Consider the following 25,650-nt stretch of genomic DNA (forward strand, 5'->3'; position numbering starts at 1 on the left):
GGACTACCCACGCTCCCCGAAGCCGGGGCGCGGCGACGCCTCGACTTCTTCGAGGAAGGTCGCGCCGAGCACCTCGCGCACGACCGCCTCTCCGTAGCGCTGGATGCCGCCGTCGACGGAGGCCGACGAGGCTGTCGGCAGCGGCCGCGGGACGCGCGCGGGCGCCGGCTTGCGCACAGGCACTGTTGTCTTCGCCACGGATGCCTCGGCGACGACTTCGGCCTCGGGCCCGGGGTCGAACCACCCCTCGTCGTCTTCGGGCGGAGCGTCGGCGTCGTCGGGCAGATCGTCTGCCGCGGGCTCGGAGCGACTGGATGCGGGCGACGACGAGCCCTCGAGCGCGCCGGACGGCGTCTCGGCAGAAGTCCGGGGCCGCTCGGCCAGCGCGGTCGCAGTCGCTGTGCGGGCGTCGGCGGGCGAAGCCCCTGCTTCGGCGTCGCCGGTCGGGTCGCTCGGGATGGCGACCGTCGCCCACGAATCGACCGGGCCGGCGGATGACGGTGTCACCGGCTGCGCTGCAGCGACCGGCTGCGCGGCAGCGACCGGAGCGGAAGGAGCGGCGGGCGTGTTGCGTGCGCCGGGCGACGCGGCCACCTCTTCGGTCGGCGCAGTCGGCCCCAGGGGCTCCGACTGACCTGGGGGCTCCGACTGACCTGGGGGCACCGACTGACCTGGGGGCGCTGACGGCGACGGAGCCGCCGCGGGGGCGGACCCGCCCCCGGGGCCGTCGACCCTGGCGATGAACTTCACGCGAACCCCGAGAACCTCGGTGATCGCAGCGCGGAGGAGTTCGCTGACGCTCTGCCCGGGTGCGCCGCCGCGGAATCCAGCGACGTCTTGCTCGCTGGGGAACGTGAGCACGAGCACATCGCCATCGCGCAGGTCGCGCACTTGCGCCGTGAATGCCACCATCCACGCGCTGCGCTTCGTGCGCTGCAGGGAAGCGAGCACTTCGGGCCATGCATCGCGGAACTGCTGGAGCGTGACCGGACCAACGGGTTTCGCGGGTGGGGATGCCGCTGCGGAAGCGGCAGGTGCGGGCTTCACCGCCGGCGTGGACTCCGCCGCAGGTGAAGCGGCGGACGGAGCTTCTCGGGCGGACGCAGGACCCGACGCGGCGGGGCGTGCGCTCTGCGCGCCGGAGTCCGCCACACCAGGAACGGCAGGAACGGCACGACTGTCACGAGCAGCAGGAACATCAGCAGGGGTCGACTCCCCCGCTGGCTGGCGCCCGGGAACCGGAGCCGCCGCTCGAGCGTCAGGCCCCGGCCCGGACTCGACCCGCGCGGCGCCACGCGGCTCGGACGTCGTCGGCCCCGAAACGGCATCTGCGACCCCGACTCGGCGTTCGAGCCGCTCGACGCGTGCCAGCGCACCGCGCTCGGTGTCGTCGGCGGCAGGCACGAGCACGCGCGCGAGCATGAGCTCGAGGTGCAGCCGCGGCGACGTGGCGCCCGTCATCTCGGTGAGCGTCTGGTTGACGAGGTCGGCGACCCTGGAGAGCTCGGCCTGGCCGAAGACGGCTGCCTGCGCCGCCATGCGCGCGAGTTCGTCTTCGGGCACCCCGCGGAGTACCGCGGCCGCCGTCTCGGGCGAGGAGGCAGCGACGACGATGAGGTCGCGCAATCGTTCGAGCAGGTCTTCGACGAAGCGCCGCGGATCTTGCCCGGTCTGCACGACCCGGTCTGCCGCGGCGAACGCACCCGCTGCGTCGCCGGCCCCGATGGCGTCGACGACCTCGTCGAGCAATGCGCCGTGGGTGTAGCCGAGCAGCGCCACCGCCCGCTCGTAGTCGATCGTCGGCCCCTCGGAGCCGGCAATGAGCTGGTCGAGCAGCGACAGCGTGTCGCGCGGCGAACCGCCGCCGGCGCGCACCACGAGCGGCAGCACGCCGGGCGCGACCTCGACGCCCTCTTCGGTGCAGAGCTGCTGCACGTACTCGAGCATCGGCCCGGGCGGCACCAGCCGGAACGGATAGTGGTGCGTGCGCGAGCGGATGGTGCCGAGCACCTTGTCGGGCTCGGTCGTCGCGAAGATGAATTTGATGTGCTCCGGCGGCTCTTCGACGAGCTTCAGCAGCGCGTTGAAGCCCTGCGGCGTGACCATGTGGGCCTCGTCGAGGATGAAGATCTTGAACCGGTCGCGCGCCGGGGCGAACACCGCGCGCTCACGCAGGTCGCGCGCGTCGTCGACGCCGTTGTGCGAGGCGGCGTCGATCTCGACGACATCGAGCGAACCACCACCGCCCCGGGAGAGCTCGACGCAACTGGGACAGACGCCGCACGGGACATCCGTCGGGCCCTCTGCGCAGTTGAGACAGCGCGCCAGAATGCGCGCCGACGTCGTCTTGCCGCAGCCACGGGGGCCGCTGAAGAGGTAGGCGTGATTGACACGATCGGTGCGGAGCGCCGTCATGAGCGGCTCCGTCACCTGGGACTGGCCGATCATCTCGGCGAATGTCTCGGGCCGGTAGCGGCGATAGAGGGCGGTGACCACGCATCAATCGTAGTTGCCGCGTCCGACACGACGGCCGGATGTCTCTGGCGTACCATTCTGGGATCGGAAGGGGGCGTGATTTGTCGACGATGACTCAGACACAGCTCGAGCGGTTCCAGGTGAAACTGCTGCAGGAGCGAGCGGATGCGGAGGGGCGCTTCGCCGAATTCGGCGACGTCATGAGCGAGGTGCGCGCCGCGAGGTCGGGCGCCTCCGCCGATGACGAACACGACCCCGACGGCCCGACGATGACCCAGGAGTGGTCGCAGCGCACTGCGGTGCTCGCCGACGCGCGCGCCGAACTCGCCGACATCGATCACGCACTCGCGCGCATCGCCGACGGCACGTACGGCACCTGCCGGAACTGCGGCAAACGCATCACCGTCGGGCGCCTCGACGCACGGCCGACCGCCGAGCTCTGCATCGATTGCGCCCGGCTCGAGCGCTGAGCGGGCGAGCAGCGCCCCAGCGGCGCCCAGTCACGCGACGGCGGTACGCCAGTCGCGCGTCAGCAGCGCGTCAGTCGCGGCGGCGGTACGAGTTGATCATGGGGCAGTCGAACGGGTCACGCGCGGCGAGCCCGACGCGGTTGAGGTAGGCGATCACGATTCCATACGACTCGATGAGCCCGGTCTCGGTGTACCGCACATCGTTCTCGCGGCAGAACTCGCGCACGATCACCTGCGTGCGTGCCAACGCGGGGCGGGCCATGCTCGGGAACAGGTGGTGCTCGACCTGGTAGTTGAGCCCGCCCATGAACGCGTCGATGAACCGTCCTCCGCTGATGTTGCGGCTGGTCAGCACCTGGCGTTCGAGGAAGTCGACGCGCACCCCGCGCGGGATGAGCGGCATGCCCTTGTGGTTGGGCGCGAACGACGCGCCCATGTAGACGCCGAACACCCCGAACTGCACGAGCAGGAAGACGACGGCCAGCAGCGGCGGGAACGCCCAGAAGACGAGCGCGACGACGCCGACGAGACGAACGGCGAGGAGCGTGAACTCGAGCCAGCGGCGCTTGACCGTGCCCTTTCCCAATACGTGACGGATGCCGTGCACGTGCAGGTTGATGCCCTCGAGCAGCAGCAGCGGGAAGAACAGGTACCCCTGTTTCCGCGTGATCATGCGGATGAGCCCGCGACTCGCCGCGGCATCCTCTTCGAGGAAGGAGATCGTGTCCTTCTCGATGTCGGGATCCCGGCCGATGACGTTCGGGTTGCCGTGATGGCGGGTGTGCTTGTTCATCCACCAGCTGTAGCTGATGCCGACGACGAAGTTGGCGAGGAAGAGGCCCGCCCAGTCGTTCTTCGGCCCGGATTGGAAGATCTGGCGGTGCGACGCCTCGTGCGCCATGAACGCGAACTGGGTGAACACGACGCCGAGCACGCCCGCGATGACGAGCTGCCACCACGAGTCGCCGATCATGACGGATGCCGCCACCGTCGCGCCGAGCACGACGGCCCAGAAGAGCGCCTTGCGCACGTAGAAGCCGACGAATCGATCGAGCAGTCCTTCGGCCTTGATCTGGCGTGACAGCTGTGCGAACCCGCTCTGCGCCGGATCGACGCCCTCTCGACGGCGACCGGCCGTGCGGATGACGGGCGACATCGTGCCTTCGGCACCGTCGGGGCGTTCTACGACCAGGCTCATGTGCGCTCATCTCCTCGGGCCGAATGCACGAATGAGACTTCAGACGAACGCTTCGGATGCGTGTGCTTCCACGATCATTGCCGACCGTGCTGTGAGACTACGGAGCGGCTTGGGCTCTGCGCATCACACGGGTGAGCCATTTCGCCCCCGTACCCCGGTAGGGGGCAACCCGAATGGCGATGCCTCGTTTCAGGAGTCGGCGCCGGTGCGCGCCGCGGCGAGCCCGGCGAACGAGCGGAGGTACAGCGGGCTCGAGGCGAGCACGAGATAGACGATCGCAGCGACGAGCACCGTCGGCACGAGCCCGACCTGCTCGACGGCGAGTCCGCCGAGGAACGCGCCGAGCGGCATGGAGGCGACGACCCCCGCGGTCACCGCGCCGAAGACGCGAGCGCGCATGCCGTCGGACACGAGCCCGTACATCGCCGTCGACATCATCGGATTGAGCGCACCGGCGGCGAGGCCCGACACCGCGAGTACGGGCAGCAGCACCGGCACCGGCGCACCGAACGCCATCGCGAGGTACGGCGGCGTGCCGGCGAGCACGAAGCACAGGGCGAAGACCACTCGCCCCGAATAGCGGTGCCCGACGGCCGCGAAGATCGCCGAGCCGGTGAGGGCGCCGGCGGCGAAGCATCCGACCATGAAGCCCAGCATCGCCGGGTCGCCGAGCACTTCGGTGGCGTAGACGGGCTTCAGCACGGTCATGCCCGCTGCATCGATCGCGTTCGTGAGCGTCACGAGGAGCACGATCGAGCGCAAGAGCGGCGAGCGGGCGATGAAGCGGATGCCGGCGACGAATCCGCCGCGCACGGGCGCATCGGCATCATCGACGGCGCCGTCCTGAGCCTGTCGAAGGGATGCCGCGGCACGGCGCGGCACGAAGAGCACGACGAGCACGGCCGACACCGCGAACCCGGCGGCATCGACGAGGAGCGCCGGCATCGGACCGGCGATCGCGACGAGCGCGCCCGCGATGCCGGCGCCGATCATCGTCGCCGTGCGCTGCACCGTTGATTGCGCTCCCGCGGCCCGCGGGAGCGGGATGCGGGCGAGGGCGGCGAGATCGGGCATGAGCACGGTCTTCGCGGTGTCGCCGGGCGCGTCGAGCAGCCCGCCGAGGAAGACGAGGGCGAGCAGCACGCCGAAGTGCAGGCCGACGGTCGCGGCGAGCACCGGGATCGCGAGCACGGTGACGCCACTCGCGACGTCGGCGACGATCGACGAGGTGCGGTAGCCGAACCGGTCGACGAGCACTCCCCCGAGCGCGCCGCCGATGATGAGCGGCACGGTCGCGAACACGCCGGCGACGCCGGCGGCGAGCGGGGAGCCCGTTTCGGTGAGGGCGATGATCGGGATCGCGATGAGGGCGATCGCATTGCCCGAGAGCGAGAAGAGTTGAGAGGCGAACAGGGCGAACAGCGGGATGCGGCGGCGCGGGGCATCCGTCGTCGTCGACGTGTCGAGCGCCGTCTCGAGCGCCGAGTCGTTGGTCATCGCTCGGGCCTCGGGAAGGTGTGGGTCATCCAACGCACGGCCCTGGTGCCGGGGCGCGGCTCTCGGCCGACGCCCCACCACTTCTCTCGCACGCCGTCGAGTTCGGCGTTCAATTCGCGGAACTCGTCGATCGTGAGGCGTGCCGCACCGTCGCTGGAGTCGGAGGCGGCGACCCACTCGGGCTCGAGCTCGGCTTCGGCGTCGATGGCGTCGAGCAGCTCCCGATGGTAGGACTCGAGCACCGCGCGGCGCATCGCATCGGATGCCGCGTGGCGCTCGGGATCGCCGAGGAACTCTTCAGTGCGCCAGCTCGTGATCAGGTGCGCGGCCCGCCACCAGCGTTCGCGCTTGTCGCGGGCGAGTTCGGGGGCTTCGACGATGAAGCCGTGCTTGGCGAGCGTCGCGACGTGGTAACTCGCCGAGCCGGGCGCCTCGCCGGTGCGTTCGGCGAGCGCTCCGACCGTGCTCGGCCCCTCGACGCGCAGCAGGCCGAGGATGCGCAGGCGCATCGGGTGCGCGAGCGCCCGCATGGCGCCCGCGTCGTGCAGGTCGATGGTCTCCCGGGGGTCGTTCATGGGGCCAGCCTAGACTTACAAGACTTCTTGCACAACACTTCTTGTGGATTCGACGCCGTGTCGGCCCCCCGCCATCGCCCATCGCCCTTCGCCCTCACATCGCCCTTCGCCGTCGAGAGTGCGCTTGATGTCGTTCTGTCGCCCGATTGGCGACATCGAGCGCACTCTCGATGAGGAAGATGCGGCTGCGGGCCGAGCTCAGGGGTCGGCGAGCTCAGGTTCCGACGAGCTCAGGTGCCGACGAGCTCCAGTGTCTGGCGCGCGATCTCGAGCTCTTCGTTCGTGGGCACCACGAGCACGGCGGTCTTCGAGGCATCCGTCGAGATGCGCCGCGCCTCACTCCCCCGGGCCTGGTTGCGTTCGGCATCGAGCTCGACGCCGAACACCTCGAGCCCGGCGAGTGTGAGTCCGCGCACCTCGGGTGCGTTCTCGCCGACGCCGGCGGTGAAGACGATCGCATCGACACGGCCGAGTTGTGCGGCATACGCGCCGACATAGGAGCGGACGCGGTGCGCGTAGACGTCGAGGGCGAGCGTCGCCGCTTCGTCGCCCGCCGCCTGCGCGGCGACGAGGTCGCGCATGTCGGCGTGCCCGCTCAGGCCGAGGATGCCGCTCCGCGAGTTCAGCAGGCGATCGAGGCCGTCGGCGTCGAGCCCGGCGCGGCGCTGAAGGTGCAGGAGTACGGCTGGGTCGATATCGCCCGAGCGTGTACCCATCACGAGCCCCTCGAGCGGGGTCATACCCATGCTCGTCTCGACCGAACGGCCTTCGGCGATCGCGCAAGCGGATGCCCCGTTGCCGAGGTGCAGCACGATCATGCGCAGCTCTTCCACCGGGCGGCCCAGGAACTCCGCCGCCGCCCGCGAGACGAATCGGTGCGAGGTGCCGTGGAATCCGTAGCGACGGATGCGGTGCTTCGCCGCGAGCTCCCGGTCGATCGCGTAGGTGTACGCGGCAGGCGGCATCGTCTGGTGGAACGCCGTGTCGAACACCGCGACGTGCGGCACGTCGGGGAACGCGAGCTGGGCCGCCTCGATGCCCTCGAGGTTCGCCGGGTTGTGCAGCGGGGCGAGCGTCGAGAGCTCGTCGATGTTGATCTTCACGAGATCGGTGATCACCGTCGGTTCGAAGAATCGCGCTCCGCCCTGCACCACTCGGTGCCCGACGGCGATCGGCACGTTCGACTCGAGCGACGGCCCGTGCGTCGCGAACGCCTCGAGCATCACCGCGAACGCGGCCTCGTGATCGGGCACTTCGACGGCCCCATCCCAATCGACGTCGAGGCCGTCGTGCTCACGTCCCTCGTTGTGGTGCCGGGCGTGGCCGACACCACGGCCGATGCGCTCGACGAGCCCGCTCGCGAGGGTCTGCGACGTCTCGACGTCGATGAGCTGGTACTTCAGCGACGAAGAACCCGAGTTGACGACGAGCACGATGCTCACGAGGCATCCGCCGCCTGGATCGCCGTGATCGCCACGGTGTTGACGATGTCTTGCACGAGGGCACCGCGCGAGAGGTCGTTGATCGGCTTGCGGAGCCCCTGCAGCACGGGCCCGATCGCCACGGCGCCCGACGAGCGCTGCACCGCCTTGTACGTGTTGTTGCCCGTGTTGAGGTCGGGGAAGATGAACACCGTCGCGCGCCCGGCGACATCCGACTCGGGCAGCTTCGTGCGCGCCACCGCTGCGTCGGCCGCGGCGTCGTACTGGATCGGCCCCTCGACCGCGAGCTGCGGCGCCCGCTCGCGCACGAGCTCGGTGGCCCGCCGCACCTTGTCGACGTCGGCGCCAGAGCCCGACTCGCCCGTCGAGTACGAGAGCATCGCGATGCGCGGCTCGATGCCGAACTGCGACGCGGTCTCGGCCGAGGAGATCGCGATGTCGGCGAGCTGCTCGGCGGTGGGGTCGGGCACGATCGCGCAGTCGCCGTAGACGAGCACCCGGTCGGCGAGCGCCATCAGGAACACGCTCGAGACGACCTCGACGCCAGGCTTCGTCTTGATCACCTCGAACGACGGGCGGATCGTGTGCGCCGTCGTGTGCGCTGCGCCCGAGACCATGCCGTCGGCGAGTCCCAACTCGACCATCATCGTGCCGAAGTACGACACGTCTTGCACGGTCTCGCGAGCCTGCTCGAGCGTCACGCCCTTGTGCGCGCGACGTCGCTGATACTCCAGGGCGAAGCGGCTGACGTGCACGAAATCGTGGTTGGAGAGCACCTCGGCCGCCGCGATGTCGAGGCCGAGGCCGATCGCGCGCGAACGCACCTCGATCTCTTCACCCAGGATGACGAGGTCGGCGACGTCACGCGCGAGCAGCGTCGCCGCGGCGCGCAGCACCCGATCGTCGTAGCCCTCTGGCAGCACGATGCGCTTGCGCGTCTGCCTGGCCCGCTCGAGCAGGTCGTACTCGAACATGAGCGGCGTGACGACCTCGGGCCGGGCGACGTCGAGCAGGTCGAGCAGCGCCCGACCGTCGACGTGCTTCTCGAAGAGCGCGAGCGCAGTGTCGCGCTTGCGCTGGGAATCGGCGGCGAGCCGCCCGCGGGTGTGCGTGATCGCGAGTGCCGTGTCGTAGCTCGAGAGCTCGGTACGGATGATCGGCAGCCCGGCCTTCAGCCCGTCGACGAGCCGGTCGACCTGCTCGGCGATCGGGAACCCGCCGTTCAGCACGATGCCCGACAACGACGGGAAGGTCGCGCTCGCGTGCGCCGTGAGCACTCCGAGCAGCACTTCGCTGCGGTCGCCCGGCACCACGACGACCGCGCCCTCGGTGAGGCGGGTCAGCACGTTCTCCATCGACATGGCCCCGATGATGACGCCGAGCGCCTCGCGGTTCAGCAGCTCGGGGTCTCCGGCGTGCAAGGTACCGTCGACCGCGGTCATGATCGCGAGCATCGAGGGTGCGACGAGGTAGGGGTCTTCGGGAATGGCCCAGACGGCGACGGCGCCGCCCTGAGCCTGCCGATGGGATGCCACGAGGCTGACGGCACCGCCGCTCGCGGCCACCCCGTTCGGTCCGGCCGCGGCGGTCACGGCCTCGACGATCTCTTGCAGCCGCTCGGGGTCGGCACGGTTGGCGACGATGCCGAGCAGGGTCGCGTGTTCGCGCTCGAGCTCTTCGACGGCGAGTTCGGTCAGCTGGGCGAGCTCTTGCGGGCTACGGGCGTCGGAGTAGCCGAGCCGCTCGGTGCGGCTGCGCCCCTGGCCTTGGCCGACCCGACCGCCGAGCACGAGCAGCACGGGCGCACCGAGGTTCGCCGCGATGCGCGCGTTGTAGGCGAGCTCGGTGGGGCTGCCGACATCCGTGAAGTCCGAGCCGATGATGACGACGGCGTCGCAGCGGTCTTCGACGGCCTTGAAGCGGGAGACGATCGTCGCGAGCGCCCCTTCGGGGTCGGCGTGCACATCGTCGTAGCGCACCCCCACGGCGTCGTCATAGGGAATCGGCACGACGCCCTCGTGGGCGAGCAGCAGTTCGAGCACGTAATCGCGTTCCGCGGTCGATCGCGCGATCGGCCGGAAGACGCCGACACGGGTCGCCCGCCGGGTCAGGGTGTCGAGTGCGCCGAGCGCAACGGTGGACTTGCCGGTGTTGCCTTCAGCCGAGCAGATGTAGATGCGGTGCGCCACCACTCCAGCCTATTGGGCGGGGCACGGCCGAGGTCTGGGAATCCGCCCACTGTCGGCCCGAGTCGTCGGCCGGGTGCTGGTGGCAAAACCCGAGCAGTGTTCGCTTATGCTGATCGGGCACATCGCCGTGCCGCGCCGACTCCCCCATCGGCGCGTACTCCCCTTCCAGGAGCATCCGTGAACCCCATCGCCCTCATCGGAGCGGGCCCATCCGGCCTCGCCGGTGCCCGAGCACTCGCTGTCGCCGGCATCCCCTTCGACGGTTTCGAGGCCGGTCCCGACGTCGGGGGCCTCTGGAACATCGACAATCCGCGCAGCACCATGTACGAGTCGGCGCACCTGATCTCGAGCCGCACGACGACCGAGTTCGCCGAGTTCCCGATGGCTTCGAACGCCGACTACCCGAGCCACCGCGAACTGCTCGAGTACTTCCGCGCCTACGCCGACGCGTACGGCCTTCGCAAGTACTTCCGGTTCGAAACGAGGGTGACGGATGTCTCTCCGGTGCCCGGATCCGCCGGGCACGGATCCGGCGGACACGCATCCGACAGCGCACCCTTGTGGCGCGTCACCGCGGTCACCGCCGACGGCGAGACGATCACCGGCGACTACTCGGGCGTGATCCTCGCCAACGGCACGCTCGCCGAGCCCAACGTGCCCGACTTCGCGGGCGAGTTCGCGGGCCAGGTCATGCACACGAGCGCATACAAGTCGGCGAAGGTCTTCGAGGGCAAGCGGGTGCTCGTCATCGGCGCCGGCAACTCCGGGTGCGACATCGCGGTCGATGCGGTGCACCACGCGGCATCCGTCGACCTCAGTGTGCGCCGCGGGTACTACTTCGTGCCCCGGTACCTCTTCGGCCGGCCGTCGGACACCCTGAACCAGGGCCGGCCCCTGCCGGCCCGCATCAAGCAGTTCATCGACGCCCGCGTGCTGAAGGCGTTCACGGGCGACCCCGTGCGGTTCGGCTTCCCGAAGCCCGACTACAAGATCTACGAGTCGCACCCGATCGTGAACACGATGGTGTTGAACCACCTCGGGCAGGACGACCTGCGGGTGATGCCCGACATCGACCGGTTCGACGGACACACGGTGCACTTCATGGACGGCACCTCGGGCGAGTACGACGTCATCATGCTCGCCACCGGTTACACACTCGACTACCCCTTCGTCGAGCGAGCGCACCTCAATTGGACGACCGCCTCGCCGTCGCTCTTCCTCAACATCTTCCCGCCGTCGTTCAACGGCCTCTTCGTGCTCGGCATGATCGAGGCGTCGGGCATCGGCTGGCAGGGCCGCTACGAGCAGGCCGAACTCATCGCCGCCTACTTGGCCGCAGTCGCCGATGCGCCCGACGACGCTGCGCGGTTCCGTGCGCGAGCGGATGCCCCGTGGCCCGACCTCACCGGCGGTTACCACTACCTCGGCCTCGACCGCATGTCGTACTACGTCAACAAAGACGCCTACCGGCGCACTCTGCGGCGCATGCTGGGCTCGTTGCCGCCGGCGTTCGCGCGCGGCATCATCTCCGCCGGACTCGCGTCGACGGGCTCGGCCGGGTCGAGGGGGTCGACGAGCTCGACGAACCCGACAGGCTCGGCGAGCTCCGACGACGGCGGTCGCGCATGAACATCGACGAGGTCGTCCTCAACTTCGCCCCGGGCTCGCTCATCGCCCTGAACGTGGTGCTCGGACTCATCATGTTCGGCATCGCGCTCGACACCGCGCCATCCGACTTCAAGGCGGTCGCGAAAGCGCCGAAGGCGATGATCGTCGCGCTCGCAGCGCAGATCATCCTGCTGCCCGCGGTCACGTTCGGGCTCACCCTGCTGCTGAACGTGCAGGGGTCGATCGCGCTCGGCATGATCCTCGTGGCGTGCTGCCCACCCGGCAACATCTCGCAAGTGCTCACCTACCGCTCTGGTGGCAACGTGGCACTCTCGGTGTCGATGACCGCGGTGTCGAACGTCGTCTACATCTTCCTGCTGCCGGTGAGCCTGTCGTTCTGGGGCGGCCTCCACCCGACCGCGGGCGAACTCGTGCGGGCCGTGAGCCTCGACGGCTGGCAGATGCTCTCCGAGATCTTCCTCATCATCGGGCTGCCCTTCTTCGCCGGGCTCCTGATCCGCGCCCGCTGGCCTCGCTTCGCGGCGAAGGTGCAGCCGTACGCGCGCTGGGTGAGCCTCATCGGGCTCGTCGGCTTCATCGCGGCCGCGCTCATCGGCAACTGGGCGATCTTCATGGCGTTCATCGGCGTCGTGCTGCTCGCCGTCTTCCTGCACGACGCCGTCGCGCTCGGCCTCGGCTACGCGAGCGCCCGCATCGGCGGCCTCGGCGTGCGTGATCGCAAGGCGATCACCTTCGAGGTCGGCATCCGCAACGCGGGCCTCGGACTCGGCCTCGTCTTCGCGTTCTTCGGCGGACTCGGCGGCATGGCGATCGTCGCCGGCTGGTGGGGCATCTGGGACATCATCGCCGGCCTCACGGTCGCGACACTCTGGGGCAGACATTCGAAGCGAGCGGATGCCGCGGCAGCGGCTCGCTCGTCGGGCGGCCCACCGGTCGTCGCCCACGGTACCGACGCCGGCACGACCGAAGCGGAGCTCGGCGCATGAGGCGCGTGCTGGTCACCGGCGGTGCCGGGTTCCTCGGGTCGAACGCGGTTCGGGCGCTCGCCCGGCATCCCGACGTCGACGTCGTCGTGTCCGCCGACGTGCGGACACCGGCATCCGTGCCCGCCGGGGTCGTCATCGAGCCATGCGATGTCACGGATGTCGGCGCCGTTGCCGCGATCGTCGGCCGGCACCGCATCGACACGATCGTGCACCTCGCCGCGATCGTGAACCCCGGCGGTCAGAGCGAGGAGCTCGAGTACCGCGTCGACGTGGAGGGCACCCGCAACGTGCTCGACGCCGCCGTGGCATTCGGGGTGCCGCGCATCGTCGTCTCGTCGTCGGGCGCTGCGTACGGATACCACGCCGACAACCCCGAGTGGCTCGTCGAGACCGATGCGATCCGCGGTAACGAGGAGTTCAGCTACTCGCGGCACAAGCGGCTCGTCGAGGAGATGCTCTCGGGGTATCGCGTCGCGCACCCCGAGGTCGGACAGGTGGTGCTGCGCATCGGAACGATTCTCGGGCCGACCGTGGCGAACCAGATCACCGCGCTGTGGGACGGCCCGCGCATCCTCGCGATCCGAGGCTCGGAGAGCCCCTTCGTCTTCGTCTGGGTCGACGACGTCGTCAGCGCGATCGTGCGCGGCGCGACCGGCGACGTGACCGGTGCGTTCAACGTGGCCGGCGACGGACGCGTGACCGTCTCGGAGATCGCTGATGCCGTCGGCAAGCGCACCTTCACGCTGCGGCCGGCCGTGCTCACGTTCGCGCTGCGCGTCGGGCATGCCCTCAAGCTGACGGTGCACGGACCCGAGCGCGTCGGATTCTTGCAGTACCGCCCGGTGCTCGACAACTCACGCCTCAAGTCCGAGCTCGGCTACACGCCGGCGAAGACGAGCCGTGAGGCGTTCGATGCCTACCTCGCTGCCCGTGGGGCGCGCACCGCAACCGAGTAGGCGCGGCGTTTGACCGGTCGAGGAGCGTGCCGGCGCCGAATCGAGGCCCGCGGTCGTCCAGACGGTGCGATCGGTCGACGCGCCGCTCAGCGATGTGCACAACTCCGGATGCGTCGCTCGACACGCCGCCCGTGGCATCCACTCTCGCCGCATGGCGCGCCGAATCTCCGGAGTTCTGCACACGCGCGAGCCTCGGCAAGCGACGCGTCGCCGAGGCATCCGCTCGCTGAACGCGCCGCGGTCAGAGGCGCCACTCGCGCTCGGGTAGACTATCTCCGGCTCCTCACGTGGCGCCATCCAGGCCAACTCCCCCAGGGCGGAAACGCAGCAAGGGTAACCAGGCTCTGGCGGGTGCGTGAGGAGTCCCCGGGAGGATTCGCCTAGTGGCCTATGGCGCACGCTTGGAAAGCGTGTTGGGTGCAAGCCCTCGGGGGTTCGAATCCCCCATCCTCCGCCAGCAACACACAACGCCGGGTGCACGCACAGCACCCGGCGATGGGGTTCGAATCCCCATCCTCCGCCAGCAACACACAACGCCGGGTGCACGCACAGCACCCGGCGATGAGGCTCGAATGGCCCGTTGACCGCGGCCTTTCGTGTTCCTGCAACACGCACGCTCGCCGCAATTCCGCCCGTGTCCTCATTAATGCGGAATAGCGAAGATCGGCGCACTCCCCCATGATGTGAGAGATGTCAGCAGCAGCGATGGAAACGAGGAGTGGGGACGCACGGGGCTCCTCCATCGGAGCGGCGACACTGGGGGGCGACGGCCTCAGGGTTCAAACCCTGAGGCCCCGTCGCACGCTCGGATGGAGCATCGGTCTGCCCGTCGCGGCACTCGCGGTTCCATTGCTGGCAGCTGAACTCTGGCTCATGGACGCCGGCGAGACGTGGCCCATCGTCGTCGCGACCGCTGCCGTCGTCGTACTGCTGATCCTCGTCGCCTGGACCGGCTACCGACGCGCTCGTGCTTCGATCAGCAAGTACGGCATCGTCGAACGCGGCTTCTTCGGTGGGGTCTCGACGGTCGCCTCACGCGACGTTGCCGGTGTGCTGCGTGTGCAGCTGTACCGTGCGAACAGCCTCGACACCACGCAGGAGCTCTTCGTGGTCGAACGCACCGGACGAGGCGCGTTCCGCATGCGCGGCCGTTTCTGGGACGAGCCGGCCATGGACCAGGTCGCCGAAGTGCTCGGCGTGGAGGAGACCGTCGGCGCCGAGCCGATGACCCTCTCCGAGCTGCGCGAGGCGAACCCGCGCTTGCTCTACTGGTTCGAGCGGCGTTCGCTCAGTCACTGACGACAGCCGTCGAGATGCCGAGCAGCGGTGAACGCGGCCGGCTCGAGAGCAGCTCGTGGAAACCGAGTCGATCGTAGAACGCCCGCGCGCCCGTGTTCGAGGCAGCGACGCCGAGGTGTACGCCGGGTGCGCCGTGCTCCGCGAGCGCTGCCCGAAGCGTGTCGATGAGGCGTCGGCCGAAGCCCTGGCCCTGCACTTCGGGCACCAGATCGATGTGCAGATGAGCGGGAAACTCGTCGAGCTCGGCGATGAGCATTCGCTCGGGCGACGCACCGGCTTCGACGAGTTGCGCCTCGGTGAACGCCGGGTTGCGACCAGTGGCTGCGCCTGGTGACGGATGCCGCGCGGTGAAGCCCGGTGACCACTCGCGTCTCCACCACTCCACGAACGCCGCAGTGTCGGGCACGCCGATGACGTAACCGAGGACGCGCGCACCATCGGCCACGACGAACGCGAACTCGGGCGCGAAATCGACGTACGGCAGGGCGAAGACCTCGGGCATGAGCGTGTCGTCGGAGTAGTCCCCCGTCGCGTCGCCGCCGCCGGCTGCGGTGAGCAGGCAGACGCGGGCGACCTGATCGCGGTCGGCGGGGTCGTATGGTCGGATCACAGGCACCCGACCATCCTCCCGCATCCGGGTGCTTGGTCGCGCGATCGACGGTCAGCGGCGCTTGGCCATGCCGAAGATGCCCGTGATCACCGTGGTCAGCACGTTCTGCGTGGCCCTCGAGCCCAGCACCTGCTCGAGCGCGGACCGCTCTTTCGACTGCGACGAGCGCGACCTCGACCTCGACCTCGACCGCGAGCTCCCCGAGGTCTGCTTCATGAGCCGGTCGTACTCGGCCTGCGCCAACTTGTCGGCCTTCGCGGCATCCGCAGCGATCTTCGCCTGCATCTTCTCGTACTCCGCATCGGCCTTGGCCTTCGCGGCGGCGGCCTCTTCGGCATCGACCTTCGCCGCGGCATCCGCGAGCTTCTTCGTGAGGATCTCGTGCGCCGACTCGCGATCGATGCCGGTGCCGTACTTCGCGAGCAGCGGCGATGCGGCCACGGCGGCGTCGATCGCGGCATCCGGTGACGGCGACATGGATGCCTGCGGTGCGCGCAGTCTCGTCCATGCCACGGGAGAAGGAGCGCCCTTCTCGTTCATGACCGTGACGATCGCCTCGCCCGTGCCGAGTTGGGTGAGCGCCTCTTCGAGGTCGTAGCCCGACTTCGGGTAGGTCGAGACGGTCGCCCGCAGCGCCTTCGAATCGTCGGGCGTGAACGCGCGCAACTGGTGCTGCACCCGCGAGCCGAGCTGTGCGAGCACGTCGGCGGGCACGTCTTTCGGGGTCTGTGTGACGAAGAAGACGCCGACGCCTTTCGAGCGGATGAGACGCACGGTCTGCGTGATCTGGGCGAGGAAGTCCTTCGACGCGTCCGTGAAGAGCAAGTGCGCCTCGTCGAAGAAGAACACGAGCTTCGGCTGGTCGAGGTCGCCGACCTCTGGCAGGTCGGTGAAGAGGTCGGCGAGCAGCCACATGAGAAAGGTCGAGTAGAGCGCGGGCTTGTCGGCGACTCCCGGCACCTCGAGCAGGCTGATGATGCCGCGACCATCGGATGCCACGCGCAGGAACTCGGCCGTGTCGATCTCGGGTTCCCCGAAGAAGACGTCGGCGCCCTGGTCGGCGAACGTGATGAGTTCGCGGAGGATCACCCCGACGGTCGCTTTCGACAGTCCGCCGAGGCCCTCGAGTTCGGGCTTGCCCTCGTCGCTGATGAGATAGGCGAGCACGGCCCGCAGGTCTTCGAGGTCGAGCAGGGCGAGATTGCTGTTGTTCGCGTAGTGGAAGACGAGACCGAGGCTCGACTCCTGAGTCTCGTTCAGACCGAGCGCCTTCGAAAGCAGCAGCGGCCCGAAGCCCGAGATCGTCGCCCGGATCGGCACGCCTCGGCCGACGCCGCCAAGCGAGTAGAACTCGGTCGGGAAGCTCGCGGCGGTCCATTCCTGCCCGATGCCGGCCGTGCGCTTCAGGAGCTTCTCGTTGCCGTCGCCCGGCGTCGCGACGCCCGAGAGGTCACCCTTGATATCGGCTGCGAAGACGGCGACGCCGTTGCTCGAGAGCTGCTCGGCGAGCACCTGCAGGGTGCGGGTCTTGCCGGTTCCCGTCGCGCCGGCGACGAGCCCGTGGCGGTTCGTCATCGCGAGCGGGATGCGCACCGGCACGTCGGGCAGCGCCTCGCCGTTGACGAGCGCGCCCATCTCGAGCGCGGCGCCCTCGAAGGCGTACCCGGCGCGGATCGCGTCGATGTGCGTCTGGTCGAGCGGGCCCGCGGATGCCGCGGTAGCGCTCCCGTTCCCCGAGCCCGTCGAAGGGGCGAGCGCGGGGGTCGTGGGTGCACTCGTCGCTTCGACGGGCTCAGCGGGCGGTGTTGCCGCAGCCGCGGCATCCGTCACTTCGACGGGCTCAGCGGGCGGTGTTGCCGCAGCCGCAGCATCCGTCATCGCCGCCTCGGCTGCCGCCTGCGCGAGCGCCGCGGCCTCTTCGGCCTTCTTGATCGCTTCGGCCGCCTGCACCTGCAGGGCCTTCGCTGCCTCGGCCGCTGCGACGGCCGCCTCCTGAGCTTGCTTCACCGCGTCGTCGGCCATGTGGCGATCCTAGCGAGGGGTCGTCCCGGCCACCTCTGCGCCGCAACGACCCTTTGTGCCGCAACGACGCTTCATACGGCACGTGGCGCGGCGAAACGCCGTCACGGTGATTCGGAGGCGACCGCGTGTTCACGCAGAACGCGTCACGACGGGAACGGCAGGGCACGTCCCGTCTCGATCCACGATTTGACGCTCGAGAGCAGGAGCGGCCATGTGCCGGAGGCCTCCGCCTCGGACGGGTGGCCGTCACTCCACTCGTCGTTCGTGAAGGTGAGCTTGGTGAGTTCCTCCCCGGCCGGTTCGAGTCGCCAGGTCATGCGACTGCGGAGCTCGGCGTGGTTCTCACGGTAGGTGGGTCCGGGGTGCTCCGAGAGCTGCAGCTCGCGGCCGGGCTCGGCCGCGAGCACTTCGCCGTAGACGTGAACGGTCTCGTCGCCGTCCTGCCCCGGCCCGACGTACTCGTATCGGGCGCCAGGCGTGAGTTCGCCGCGAAGCACCGACCCCCACATGACGGCGCGGCTGCCCTCTTCGCCCGTGATCGCGTCCCAGACGCGCTGCGGGTCGGCGGCGATGTAGGTGGTCATCTCGAAGTCGGGCATGCGAGTCTCCTCATGTTGATCAGCAGTGGGTACGAGATCGACGGTACGGATGCCCCGGTGCCCGCGTCTTGCACAAACGCGACCCTTCGCTCCCCAGCGGCACAGCCGTCATGCCGCTTCCCGACGCGCCGGAACCGGCCGCCGTGGGCCCAGGTTCAGGCGGCCGCGTCGGTGGCGCTGGCCATACTGGGGGCATGCCCCGCACCGACGACTACTGGCGCTCACGCGCCGGAGCTGCCACGAAGGGCGTGCTCGCGCCGCGCGGCGGCGAGCCGGGCATCGCGCCGCTCGCGGGCGATGCCGCCGAGCAGGCACGGTCAGCCGAGGCGCCGGTGCGCCTCACGCGGTACCCGGTGAGTCCCGAGCTCGCCGGGCTCGTGCGTCACGTCTGGATTCCTCGCTGGCGACTTCCGCCCGGTGTCGTCGTCGAGCAGGAAATCCTCGAGTACCCGTCGGCGAACCTCGTGATCGAGCGCGACACCGCGGCACTGTACGGCCCCGAGCTCGGTCGCGGTCGCCAACGCCTCGAGGGCGAGGGATGGGCGTTCGGCGCGCTGCTGCAACCCGGCGTTGCACACCGGCTGGTACCGGGCACCGTGCGGTCGCTCGTCGGCTCCTCGGTGGCGCTCGAAGAACTGCGGGTGACGGATGCCTCGGGGCTCGCGACATCCGTTCGCCGCGCGATCGCCGCGGATGACGACGGCGGCGCGATCACGGTGTTCGAGCGGTGGCTGGCGGCGCAGTGCATCGAGCTCGACGCGGATGCCGCCCTCGTGCGACAGGTCGTCGAGCTCGCTGAAGCCGATCGGATGATCCTCCGAGCCGACGACCTCGCGCGCGCAACGGGGCTCAGCCTGCGCGCACTCGAGCGGCTCGTTCGCGAGCGCGTCGGCCTCACCCCGAAATGGCTGATCAGCCGATACCGCATGCAGGAGGCGGCGCAGCTGCTCGCGACATCCGACCCGCCGCCGCTCGCCGAACTCGCCGCGACGCTGGGATTCGCCGACCAGGCGCACTTCACCCGGCAGTTCCGTGCCGTGATCGGCCAGACCCCGCGCCGCTACGCGCTCGCCGCGCGATCGGCCGCCACCGCCGGCTGAGCGGGTGACCCGGGGTCTCCCGCTCTCGCCGGCCTCGCCAGAGCGTCGGCCTCGCCATAGTGCGGGCCTCGCCATCGTGCGGGCCTCGCCATAGTGTGGAGGTGTGAGCCCGAAGGCGAGTACGGCCGAGATGCTCGAGATCGGCGACCGAGAGGTGCGCATCTCGAGCCCGGGCAAGCTCGTCTTCCCAGAGCTGGGCCTCACCAAGCTCGACCTCGTGCGGTACTACCTGGCCGTGGCCGACGGCGCGCTGCGCGGTGCGGCCGGCCGGCCGATGGTGCTGAAGCGCTTCGTCAAGGGCATCGACCAGGAGGCGTTCTTCCAGAAGCGCGCCCCCGAGAACCGGCCGGAGTGGATCGAGACTGCGACTCTGCACTACGCCTCGGGAAATTCGGCCGAAGAGGTCGTGGTTCGGGATGCCGCGGCGCTCGCGTGGGTCGTGAACCTCGGCTGCATCGACCTCAACCCGCACCCGGTTCGCGCCGAAGACCTCGACCACCCCGACGAACTACGGGTGGACCTCGACCCGATGCCGGGCGTCGACTGGTCGCAGATCGTCGATGTCGCGATGATCTCGCGCGAGGTGCTCGCCGACCACGGTCTCGTCGGATGGCCGAAGACCTCGGGTTCGCGGGGCATGCACATCTCTGTGCGCATCGAGCCACGGTGGAACTACCACGACGTGCGGCTGGCCGCTGAGACGCTCGCCCGCGAGGTCGAGCTGCGGGCCCCGGGTCTTGCGAGCGCACGATGGTGGAAGGAGGAGCGCGGCGAGAGCGTCTTCGTCGACTTCAACCAGAACGCGAAGGATCGCACCGTGGCATCCGCATACTCGGTACGGGCCGTGCCCGATGCCCGCGTTTCGACGCCGCTCGACTGGGAGGAGGTGCGTGACAGCCATCCCGAGCGATTCACCGTGCCGACCGTGCTCGAGCGATTCGCCGAGCGCGGCGACGTCGCGGCCGGCATCGACGAGGCCGCCGGAAGCCTCGACGCGCTGCTCCGACGAGCAGAGGAGCTCGGTCCGGCCGAAAAGCCTCCCGCGCGCGGAGACGGCTCGGGCCGTCGCGCGTCGACCATGCCGCTCATCGAGATCGCACGCACGAAGACCAAGCCCGAGGCGCTCGATGCCCTCGAGCGGTGGAAGGCGAAGCACGTCGACGCCGCGGCGCTGCTCGAACCCGCCGACGTGCTCGTCGACGGCATGCGTGGAAGCTCGTCGCTCTGGTACCGCATCCGGGTGAACCTGCAACACGTGCCCGAGGCGTCGCGACCGGCGCAAGAGGCACTCGAAGCGGACTACGACCCGTGGGCGGGCCGCGGCGACGATCGACCGCAGTCGTGAGCGACCTGGGCCCCGTCGATCCCGGACACGGAGCGGATGTCGCGTGGCTGCGCCGATGGCGGCTGCGCGCCGACGGCGATGCCCGCACCACCGCGTCGAGCACGCTCATGCCCGTGCGCACGGAGGACGGTGAATCAGCGATGCTGAAGATCGCCCACGTCGACGAGGAGGAACGCGGCGGCGAACTGCTCGAGCGGTTGGAGGGCGAGGGCGTCGCGCGCGTGTTGCGGCGGCTCGGGCCCGCGGTGCTGCTCGAGCGAGCGACGGGAACCCGGGATCTCGTTCGAATGGTCGAGCTCGGGCACGACGACGATGCCACCCGCGTGCTCTGCGAGGCGGCCGATCGCATCCACCAGGCGCCCCTCGAGCCGCTCCTCGCCGCCCCGTCTCCGCTCGTGGACCTGCCGACGTGGTTCCGCGAACTCTTCGCTCGCGCCGACGACCTGGGCGCGTTGCACCGTCGGGGTGCTGATCTGGCCAGGGAACTGTTCGCGGATCCGCTCGATGAGGTGGTGCTGCACGGTGACCTGCACCACGGCAACGTGCTCGACTTCGGCGACCGGGGATGGCTCGCCATCGACCCCAAGGGGCTCGTCGGCGAGAGCGCGTTCGACTACTGCAACGTGCTCAGCAATCCGTCGTACGAACGCGCGCTCCTGCCCGGGCGGCTCGAGCGGCAGTTCGGCGTGGTCATCGCGGCCAGCGCGCTCGATCCGGCCCGATTCGCACGCTGGCTCGTCGCGTGGTGCGCGCTCTCATCGACGTGGTTCGCGATCGACGACGACCCGATGCACGCCGACTCGATCGCGGCGATCGGCGAGCGCGCGCTCGCGCTCATCTGACCCGCCCTCGCGTCGCCCCCTCGACTCCATCGAGAGTGCGCGTCACGTCGTTCTCAGGCGGATGAAGCAACCCGACGCGCACTCTCGATGCCCCATGACTGTGCCCCGCCACGCCTCATGCCCAGCCGCGGGTGACCAGCGCGTGACGAAGGAGCCCGAAAACCTCGCTTCGACGTGTGTCCTTGTTCACCCGGATGACGATCCATCCATTCGCCGCGAGTTCGTTCAGCCGATCGACGTCCTTCGCCCATTGAGCCGCATCCGCTCGGTGGTGCTGGCCGTCGTACTCGAGAATCACGCGGCACGCGCCGAACACGAGATCGGCGCGCGTCCTGCGTCCGGACGCAAGATCGATGACGCCGTTCGGCTCCGGTTCGGGGAATCCCGCGTCGATCACATCGAGGCGCAGGAGGGTCTCCCGAGGCGACTCGGATCGCGGCCTGAGGCGCGCGCGTGCCCGGCGCAGTGCACGAGCACCGCGCTTGCCCCCGTACCGAGTGATCGCCGCATCGATCTCGGATTCGCTCGCAAGCGCTCGCGGCAGGCCGATCAGCCGATCGCCCGCGACGATGAGGTCGCGCTCATCGAGGTCGGCGGCGAGCTGGCACCACGCATCCGCTGCAGCGACGACCCGCAGGCCTCGTCGCCGCGCGATCCGCGGTTCAACGTGCGCCCGGTGGCCGATGACGGCACCGGCACGCGTCGGATGTGCGCCGTTCCACACCACGGTGTGCAGACGCGGATCGGCCTGCACCCTCCACGGGAGCGGAAGGCCCCAGAGCTCGGCAGCGGTCGCGTGACTGAACGCCTCGGTCGGTCCGAGTCGGAGGGAATACGCCTCGCACAGCGCGAAGCGCCCGTGCATCGTCGACGATGAGCGGATGCCCCGGAACGGAACGACGAGATCCCTCGAGCGGAGACGCGCTGCGGTCACACCCGCTGCACGCGCCGTGGCAAGGGTGAACGGTCCTGAACCGATGCTCGCGGGGAGCGGTGAGGGTGCGCGCATGCACCCACCCTCGACGATCCTGCGAGTGGTCGGTGTCGTTCTCGGGCCGCCTGTGGAACCGAATCCGCGTTGTCCACAGCCCGAGCGAGTCGGTCGTCGCCAGATCATCATCGAAAGTGCGCTTCCGGTCGCTTCGATGAGATCAGAGCGACACGAAGCGCACTTTCGACGAAGGGGGTACGAAGGGGATAGGGAATGTGCGGGGATGGAGCGAGGGCGAGGGACGGACGGGAAACGGGCGGACGAGGCGAGGGACGGACGGGAAACGGAGGGACGGACGGGAAACGGGCGGACGCGGCGAGGCTCAGGCGAGGCGGTCTTCGAAGCCCCAGGGTTGGCCGTAGCCGCCGTCGGTGATGGGGCGGGCCATGAGGTCGAGGAAGGGTGCGGCGTCGAAGGCTTCGGGTCCGAGCACGCCCCGGCCCGACCACGCACCGGTCGCGAGGAGCTCGAGGGCGATGACGGGGTTCAGCGCGGTCTGCCAGACCACGCACTGGCTGTCGTACTCGGCCATCGTCCATTCGTTGTCGGCGACGTGGTACAGGTACACTTCGCGCGGTCGCCCGTCGATGCCGATGCCCGTGACCCAGAGCCCGGCGCAGGTCTTGCCCGTCATGCGCGGGCCGATCGTTGCGGGGTCGGGCAGGGACGCGGCCACCACGTCGCGCGGGGCGACGTGCACCGGGCCGTCGTCGCTGCGTACTCTGACGGGGCTCGTCGAGTCGAGGCCGAGCAGGTGCAGCACCTGCAGCACGTTGATGAACTCGGCACCGAGGCCGTACTTGAAGGTGACGCGTTTCGCGTCGATCCAGCGCGGCATGAGCAGCACCTCTTCGTGCTCGACGTTGACGCACTCGACCGGCCCGATGCCCTCGGGGAAGACGAACACCTCGGGCTCGGAGAACGGCGGGGTGGTGAACCAGCCCGCATCCTTCTCCCAGATGACCGGCGGATTCAGGCACTCCTCGATCGTGGTCCAGATCGAGAACGAGGGCGCGAAGATCTCGTTTCCCGCCTCGTCGGTGACCACGAGGTTCGCGCCGTCGCGCACGCCGAGCTCGTCGATCTCGGCGAAGAGGTGATCGGCGGCGTACCGGGCGAACACGTCGCTGAGGCCCGGCTCGACGCCCATGCCCACGAGGGCGAGCCGGCCCGCGGCATCCCAGTCACCCGATTGTGCGAACTGGTCGTCGCCGAGCTTCACACCCGTGATGTCGTACGGGGCGACCGGATGCGGCTCTGACAGGCTCATCGCCATGTCGAGGTAGTCGGCTCCCGCAGCGAGCGCTCCGGCGAAGATCGACGGCACGAACTTCGGCTCGACCGCGTTCATCACGTGCGTCGCATCGAACTCGAGGGCGACGGCAGTGACGACGTAGGGGTCGCTCGCGTCGATCTGGGCGGTATCGAATCGACTCGCGACCTCGTCACCGTGCTTGGCGCGGATCCACGCGAGCGTGCGCTCGGCGCGGGTCTCGTCGTAGTCGGCGATCACGAGCAACTCGAAGAAGTCTCGGCGAGCGGCGATCTTGGCGATGGAGTCTCCGACGCCTCCGGCGCCGACGAGGAGGATGCGCATGAGCCGACGCTATCGTGACCCGGCGCAGGCGCCAACGGTCGATACCGCCCGTATCACCGCCTCAGCAGAAGCCCGCGATGCCCTCCCAGGCGACGGCCGCGGGAACGAGGCCCTCGCGGGTGACCGTCGCCTCGATGAGACCGTAGGGCCGGTCGGCCGCGAAGAACACCTCATTCGGGTTGTCGAGGCCGAACGCGCCGAGGTCGACGACGAAGTGGTGCTTGTTCGGCATCGAGAAGCGGATCTCGGCGATCTCTGGGTGCGCTTCGAGCACGCGTGCGCCCATGTCGAAGAGGGTCCTCTGCAGCGCCGCCGAGTACCCCTCCGTGAACGCCTCGAGCAGCAGGGCCCGCACGCTGTCGTAGACGTCGTTGTACTCGACGTCGGCGCTGGAGTACCGCCATCTGGCGGCGACATCCGTTGCGAGGATGCGGTCGGTCGTCTCCTGCAGGGTCGTGTACCGGTCTCTGGGAAAACCCTCGAAGCCCGACTGCGTGGTCTTGAGCACCGTGAGCCCCTTGAGCCCGGCGATGACATGCCGGTCGGAGCCGTCGGCGACGACGAGCGCGGTGCGGGTCTCCTGCCCCGAGCGCACGAAGGAGTGGTCGTGCGGCGCCCCGTGCGCCTGGATGCGCTGCCACGAGAAGCTCTCGGCCTCCCAGCGGCCGCCGGTCACCCAGTCGAACGACGAGGTGAAGTGATCGGCGAGGCGCAGGAGGAACGCCTCGGGCGAACCGATTCCCTCGCGGGCGAACGCGAAGACGGTGTTCTTCTGCGTGTCGGTGGCGACGACATGCGAGTTGTCGCCGACGAGGTGCGCCGCGTCGAAGTCGCCCCGCAGCTGAGAGGTGACGCTCAGGTCTTCGATCTCGTGCCGCGCCGTATCGCGGGTGACCTTCACGACGCGAACCTCGGCCTTGCCGTACTGGTTCGGCCCGAGCACGATGGCGGGGTCGTTCATGGTCAACTCCCTCGGTAGCTCGAATACGCGAACGGGCTCAACAGGAGCGGCACGTGCACATGCCGTCCGTCGTCGGCCACGACGAAGCTGATCTGCACTCCCGGGTAGAACGTCTCGGTGTCTCGAGCGGCGAAGTACGCGCCTGTGTCGAAGCTCAACCGGTACTCCCCGGCCGCGATCGTCTCGGGGCCGAGCCGGGTCGCGCGACCGTCGGCATCGGTGACGGATGTCGCGACGAGACGCCAACCGTCACCGACGCCGTCGCGGGCGTGGAGCTCGACGGCGACGCCCTCGGCCGGGCGACCGACCGTCGTGTCGAGCACGTGCGTGGTGATCCGGGAAGTGCTCATGCGAAGAGTCCCTTCAGTCGCAGCACGGCGATCTGGCGCAGCTGCTCGGCGACGACGAGGTCCTCCTCGGCGCTCGTGTGGCCAAGTCGCACGGTCAGCACCTCGAGTATCTCGCTCGACGTGCGGCCCGCCGCCCGGATGAGGAAGATCCGGCCGAACCGGCGCTCGTACGCGGCGTTGCCCGCGGCGAGAGCTGCGGCGACGGAGGCGTCGTGCGGGTCGACTCCGGCCTGTTCGGCTCGTGAGAACGCCGCCTCGCGGCGCTCGCCCACAGCGCGCTCGCCGATGCGGGGATGCCGCGCGAGCGCCGCGTCGACCTCCTCGGCGGTGAACGGCGCCGCCGCGGTGCCCGCGCGCGCGGCGAGCTCGCCGACGGAGCCGTAGGGGCGCCCGTCGGCGACGTCCTCGCACCAGCGGTTGACGTCGAGGCAGGCCCGCAGCAGCGCGATCGCCGTCTCCCTGTCGGCGGCGTCGAACTCCTCAAGCAGCATGATGCGTCCCCGCTCCCCTTGCCCCG

Annotated in this window: 22 protein-coding genes, 1 tRNA gene and 1 other RNA gene; 10 read left to right on the forward strand and 14 right to left on the reverse strand. The window is 69.6% G+C overall.

Annotation, left to right across the window (positions count from 1 at the left end):
• Positions 1 to 3: 3 nt before the first annotated feature.
• Positions 4 to 2,496, reverse strand: a complete 2,493-nt coding sequence (locus tag AC1C2R_RS02590) for a DNA polymerase III subunit gamma and tau (protein WP_495378842.1) — start codon at positions 2,494 to 2,496, stop codon at positions 4 to 6.
• 89 nt (positions 2,497 to 2,585) lie between these two features.
• On the opposite strand from AC1C2R_RS02590, the gene AC1C2R_RS02595 reads away from it, so the two are divergent.
• The gene (locus AC1C2R_RS02595) at positions 2,586 to 2,945 is read left to right on the forward strand and encodes a TraR/DksA family transcriptional regulator (protein WP_495378843.1); all 360 of its coding nucleotides are present in this window, start codon (positions 2,586 to 2,588) and stop codon (positions 2,943 to 2,945) included.
• A 70-nt stretch (positions 2,946 to 3,015) separates the two neighbouring features.
• Here the strand turns inward: AC1C2R_RS02595 and AC1C2R_RS02600 are convergent, their stop codons facing one another.
• The 5 genes from AC1C2R_RS02600 to pta form a co-directional block, all read right to left on the reverse strand.
• Positions 3,016 to 4,143 (reverse strand): fatty acid desaturase family protein, encoded by a 1,128-nt coding sequence (locus AC1C2R_RS02600; protein WP_495350987.1) that lies wholly within the window; start codon positions 4,141 to 4,143, stop codon positions 3,016 to 3,018.
• Positions 4,144 to 4,332: 189 nt separating this feature from the next.
• Positions 4,333 to 5,640, reverse strand: coding sequence for an MFS transporter (locus AC1C2R_RS02605; protein WP_495378844.1), 1,308 nt, complete (start codon positions 5,638 to 5,640; stop codon positions 4,333 to 4,335).
• Positions 5,637 to 6,215, reverse strand: a complete 579-nt coding sequence (locus AC1C2R_RS02610; protein ID WP_495350989.1) for a helix-turn-helix domain-containing protein — start codon at positions 6,213 to 6,215, stop codon at positions 5,637 to 5,639. The genes AC1C2R_RS02605 and AC1C2R_RS02610 overlap by 4 nt, the downstream gene beginning before the upstream one ends.
• 230 nt (positions 6,216 to 6,445) lie before the next feature.
• On the reverse strand, positions 6,446 to 7,657 hold the full coding sequence (locus AC1C2R_RS02615) for an acetate/propionate family kinase (RefSeq protein ID WP_495378845.1): 1,212 nt from the start codon (positions 7,655 to 7,657) through the stop codon (positions 6,446 to 6,448).
• Positions 7,654 to 9,846, reverse strand: coding sequence for a phosphate acetyltransferase (gene pta / locus AC1C2R_RS02620; protein ID WP_495378846.1), 2,193 nt, complete (start codon positions 9,844 to 9,846; stop codon positions 7,654 to 7,656). The genes AC1C2R_RS02615 and pta overlap by 4 nt, the downstream gene beginning before the upstream one ends.
• A gap of 177 nt (positions 9,847 to 10,023) precedes the next feature.
• Here pta and AC1C2R_RS02625 point away from each other — a divergent pair, with 177 nt between their 5' ends.
• The 6 genes from AC1C2R_RS02625 (at position 10,024) to AC1C2R_RS02650 (ending at position 14,716) form a co-directional block, all read left to right on the forward strand.
• A complete protein-coding gene (locus AC1C2R_RS02625) occupies positions 10,024 to 11,475 on the forward strand; it encodes a flavin-containing monooxygenase (protein WP_495378847.1) in 1,452 nt (483 codons plus the stop codon).
• Positions 11,472 to 12,461, forward strand: a complete 990-nt coding sequence (locus AC1C2R_RS02630; RefSeq protein ID WP_495378848.1) for a bile acid:sodium symporter family protein — start codon at positions 11,472 to 11,474, stop codon at positions 12,459 to 12,461. Before AC1C2R_RS02625 ends, AC1C2R_RS02630 begins: the two co-directional genes overlap by 4 nt.
• Complete coding sequence (locus AC1C2R_RS02635) at positions 12,458 to 13,417, forward strand: NAD-dependent epimerase/dehydratase family protein (RefSeq protein WP_495350994.1); 960 nt, start codon at positions 12,458 to 12,460, stop codon at positions 13,415 to 13,417. Before AC1C2R_RS02630 ends, AC1C2R_RS02635 begins: the two co-directional genes overlap by 4 nt.
• A 274-nt stretch (positions 13,418 to 13,691) precedes the next feature.
• Positions 13,692 to 13,788, forward strand: an RNA gene (gene ffs / locus AC1C2R_RS02640) — signal recognition particle sRNA small type.
• Positions 13,787 to 13,874: transfer RNA gene (locus AC1C2R_RS02645), tRNA-Ser, on the forward strand. The genes ffs and AC1C2R_RS02645 overlap by 2 nt, the downstream gene beginning before the upstream one ends.
• Before the next feature lie 233 nt (positions 13,875 to 14,107).
• Positions 14,108 to 14,716, forward strand: coding sequence for a hypothetical protein (locus AC1C2R_RS02650; protein ID WP_495378849.1), 609 nt, complete (start codon positions 14,108 to 14,110; stop codon positions 14,714 to 14,716).
• Here the strand turns inward: AC1C2R_RS02650 and AC1C2R_RS02655 are convergent.
• The 3 genes from AC1C2R_RS02655 to AC1C2R_RS02665 form a co-directional block, all read right to left on the reverse strand.
• Entirely contained in the window at positions 14,706 to 15,332 is a 627-nt protein-coding gene (locus AC1C2R_RS02655) for a GNAT family N-acetyltransferase (RefSeq protein ID WP_495378850.1), read from the reverse strand. The genes AC1C2R_RS02650 and AC1C2R_RS02655 overlap by 11 nt on opposite strands.
• Before the next feature lie 45 nt (positions 15,333 to 15,377).
• Positions 15,378 to 17,348, reverse strand: a complete 1,971-nt coding sequence (locus tag AC1C2R_RS02660) for a helicase HerA-like domain-containing protein (RefSeq protein WP_495378851.1) — start codon at positions 17,346 to 17,348, stop codon at positions 15,378 to 15,380.
• A gap of 143 nt (positions 17,349 to 17,491) precedes the next feature.
• Positions 17,492 to 17,947, reverse strand: coding sequence for an SRPBCC domain-containing protein (locus tag AC1C2R_RS02665; protein ID WP_495378852.1), 456 nt, complete (start codon positions 17,945 to 17,947; stop codon positions 17,492 to 17,494).
• A gap of 194 nt (positions 17,948 to 18,141) precedes the next feature.
• On the opposite strand from AC1C2R_RS02665, the gene AC1C2R_RS02670 reads away from it, so the two are divergent.
• The 3 genes from AC1C2R_RS02670 (at position 18,142) to AC1C2R_RS02680 (ending at position 21,234) form a co-directional block, all read left to right on the forward strand.
• Positions 18,142 to 19,047, forward strand: coding sequence for a helix-turn-helix domain-containing protein (locus tag AC1C2R_RS02670; RefSeq protein WP_495378853.1), 906 nt, complete (start codon positions 18,142 to 18,144; stop codon positions 19,045 to 19,047).
• Between the two features lie 103 nt (positions 19,048 to 19,150).
• On the forward strand, positions 19,151 to 20,392 hold the full coding sequence (ligD, locus tag AC1C2R_RS02675; RefSeq protein WP_495350999.1) for a non-homologous end-joining DNA ligase: 1,242 nt from the start codon (positions 19,151 to 19,153) through the stop codon (positions 20,390 to 20,392).
• Positions 20,389 to 21,234 (forward strand): aminoglycoside phosphotransferase family protein, encoded by an 846-nt coding sequence (locus tag AC1C2R_RS02680; RefSeq protein WP_495378854.1) that lies wholly within the window; start codon positions 20,389 to 20,391, stop codon positions 21,232 to 21,234. Before ligD ends, AC1C2R_RS02680 begins: the two co-directional genes overlap by 4 nt.
• Before the next feature lie 115 nt (positions 21,235 to 21,349).
• On the opposite strand, the gene AC1C2R_RS02685 is transcribed toward AC1C2R_RS02680, so the two are convergent.
• The 5 genes from AC1C2R_RS02685 to uraD form a co-directional block, all read right to left on the reverse strand.
• Entirely contained in the window at positions 21,350 to 22,243 is an 894-nt protein-coding gene (locus AC1C2R_RS02685) for a DUF559 domain-containing protein (protein WP_495378855.1), read from the reverse strand.
• Between the two features lie 304 nt (positions 22,244 to 22,547).
• Positions 22,548 to 23,822 carry a saccharopine dehydrogenase family protein gene (locus tag AC1C2R_RS02690; RefSeq protein ID WP_495378856.1) on the reverse strand — a complete coding sequence of 425 codons (1,275 nt, stop codon included), beginning with the start codon at positions 23,820 to 23,822 and terminating at the stop codon, positions 22,548 to 22,550.
• Positions 23,823 to 23,883: 61 nt separating this feature from the next.
• The gene (gene pucL, locus AC1C2R_RS02695; RefSeq protein ID WP_495378857.1) at positions 23,884 to 24,783 is read right to left on the reverse strand and encodes a factor-independent urate hydroxylase; all 900 of its coding nucleotides are present in this window, start codon (positions 24,781 to 24,783) and stop codon (positions 23,884 to 23,886) included.
• Positions 24,784 to 24,785: 2 nt separating this feature from the next.
• On the reverse strand, positions 24,786 to 25,133 hold the full coding sequence (gene uraH / locus AC1C2R_RS02700) for a hydroxyisourate hydrolase (RefSeq protein ID WP_495351004.1): 348 nt from the start codon (positions 25,131 to 25,133) through the stop codon (positions 24,786 to 24,788).
• Positions 25,130 to 25,624, reverse strand: coding sequence for a 2-oxo-4-hydroxy-4-carboxy-5-ureidoimidazoline decarboxylase (gene uraD, locus AC1C2R_RS02705; RefSeq protein WP_495380364.1), 495 nt, complete (start codon positions 25,622 to 25,624; stop codon positions 25,130 to 25,132). Before uraD ends, uraH begins: the two co-directional genes overlap by 4 nt.
• Positions 25,625 to 25,650 lie beyond the last annotated feature (26 nt).

This window comes from Agromyces sp. Y182 (genome assembly GCF_059445385.1).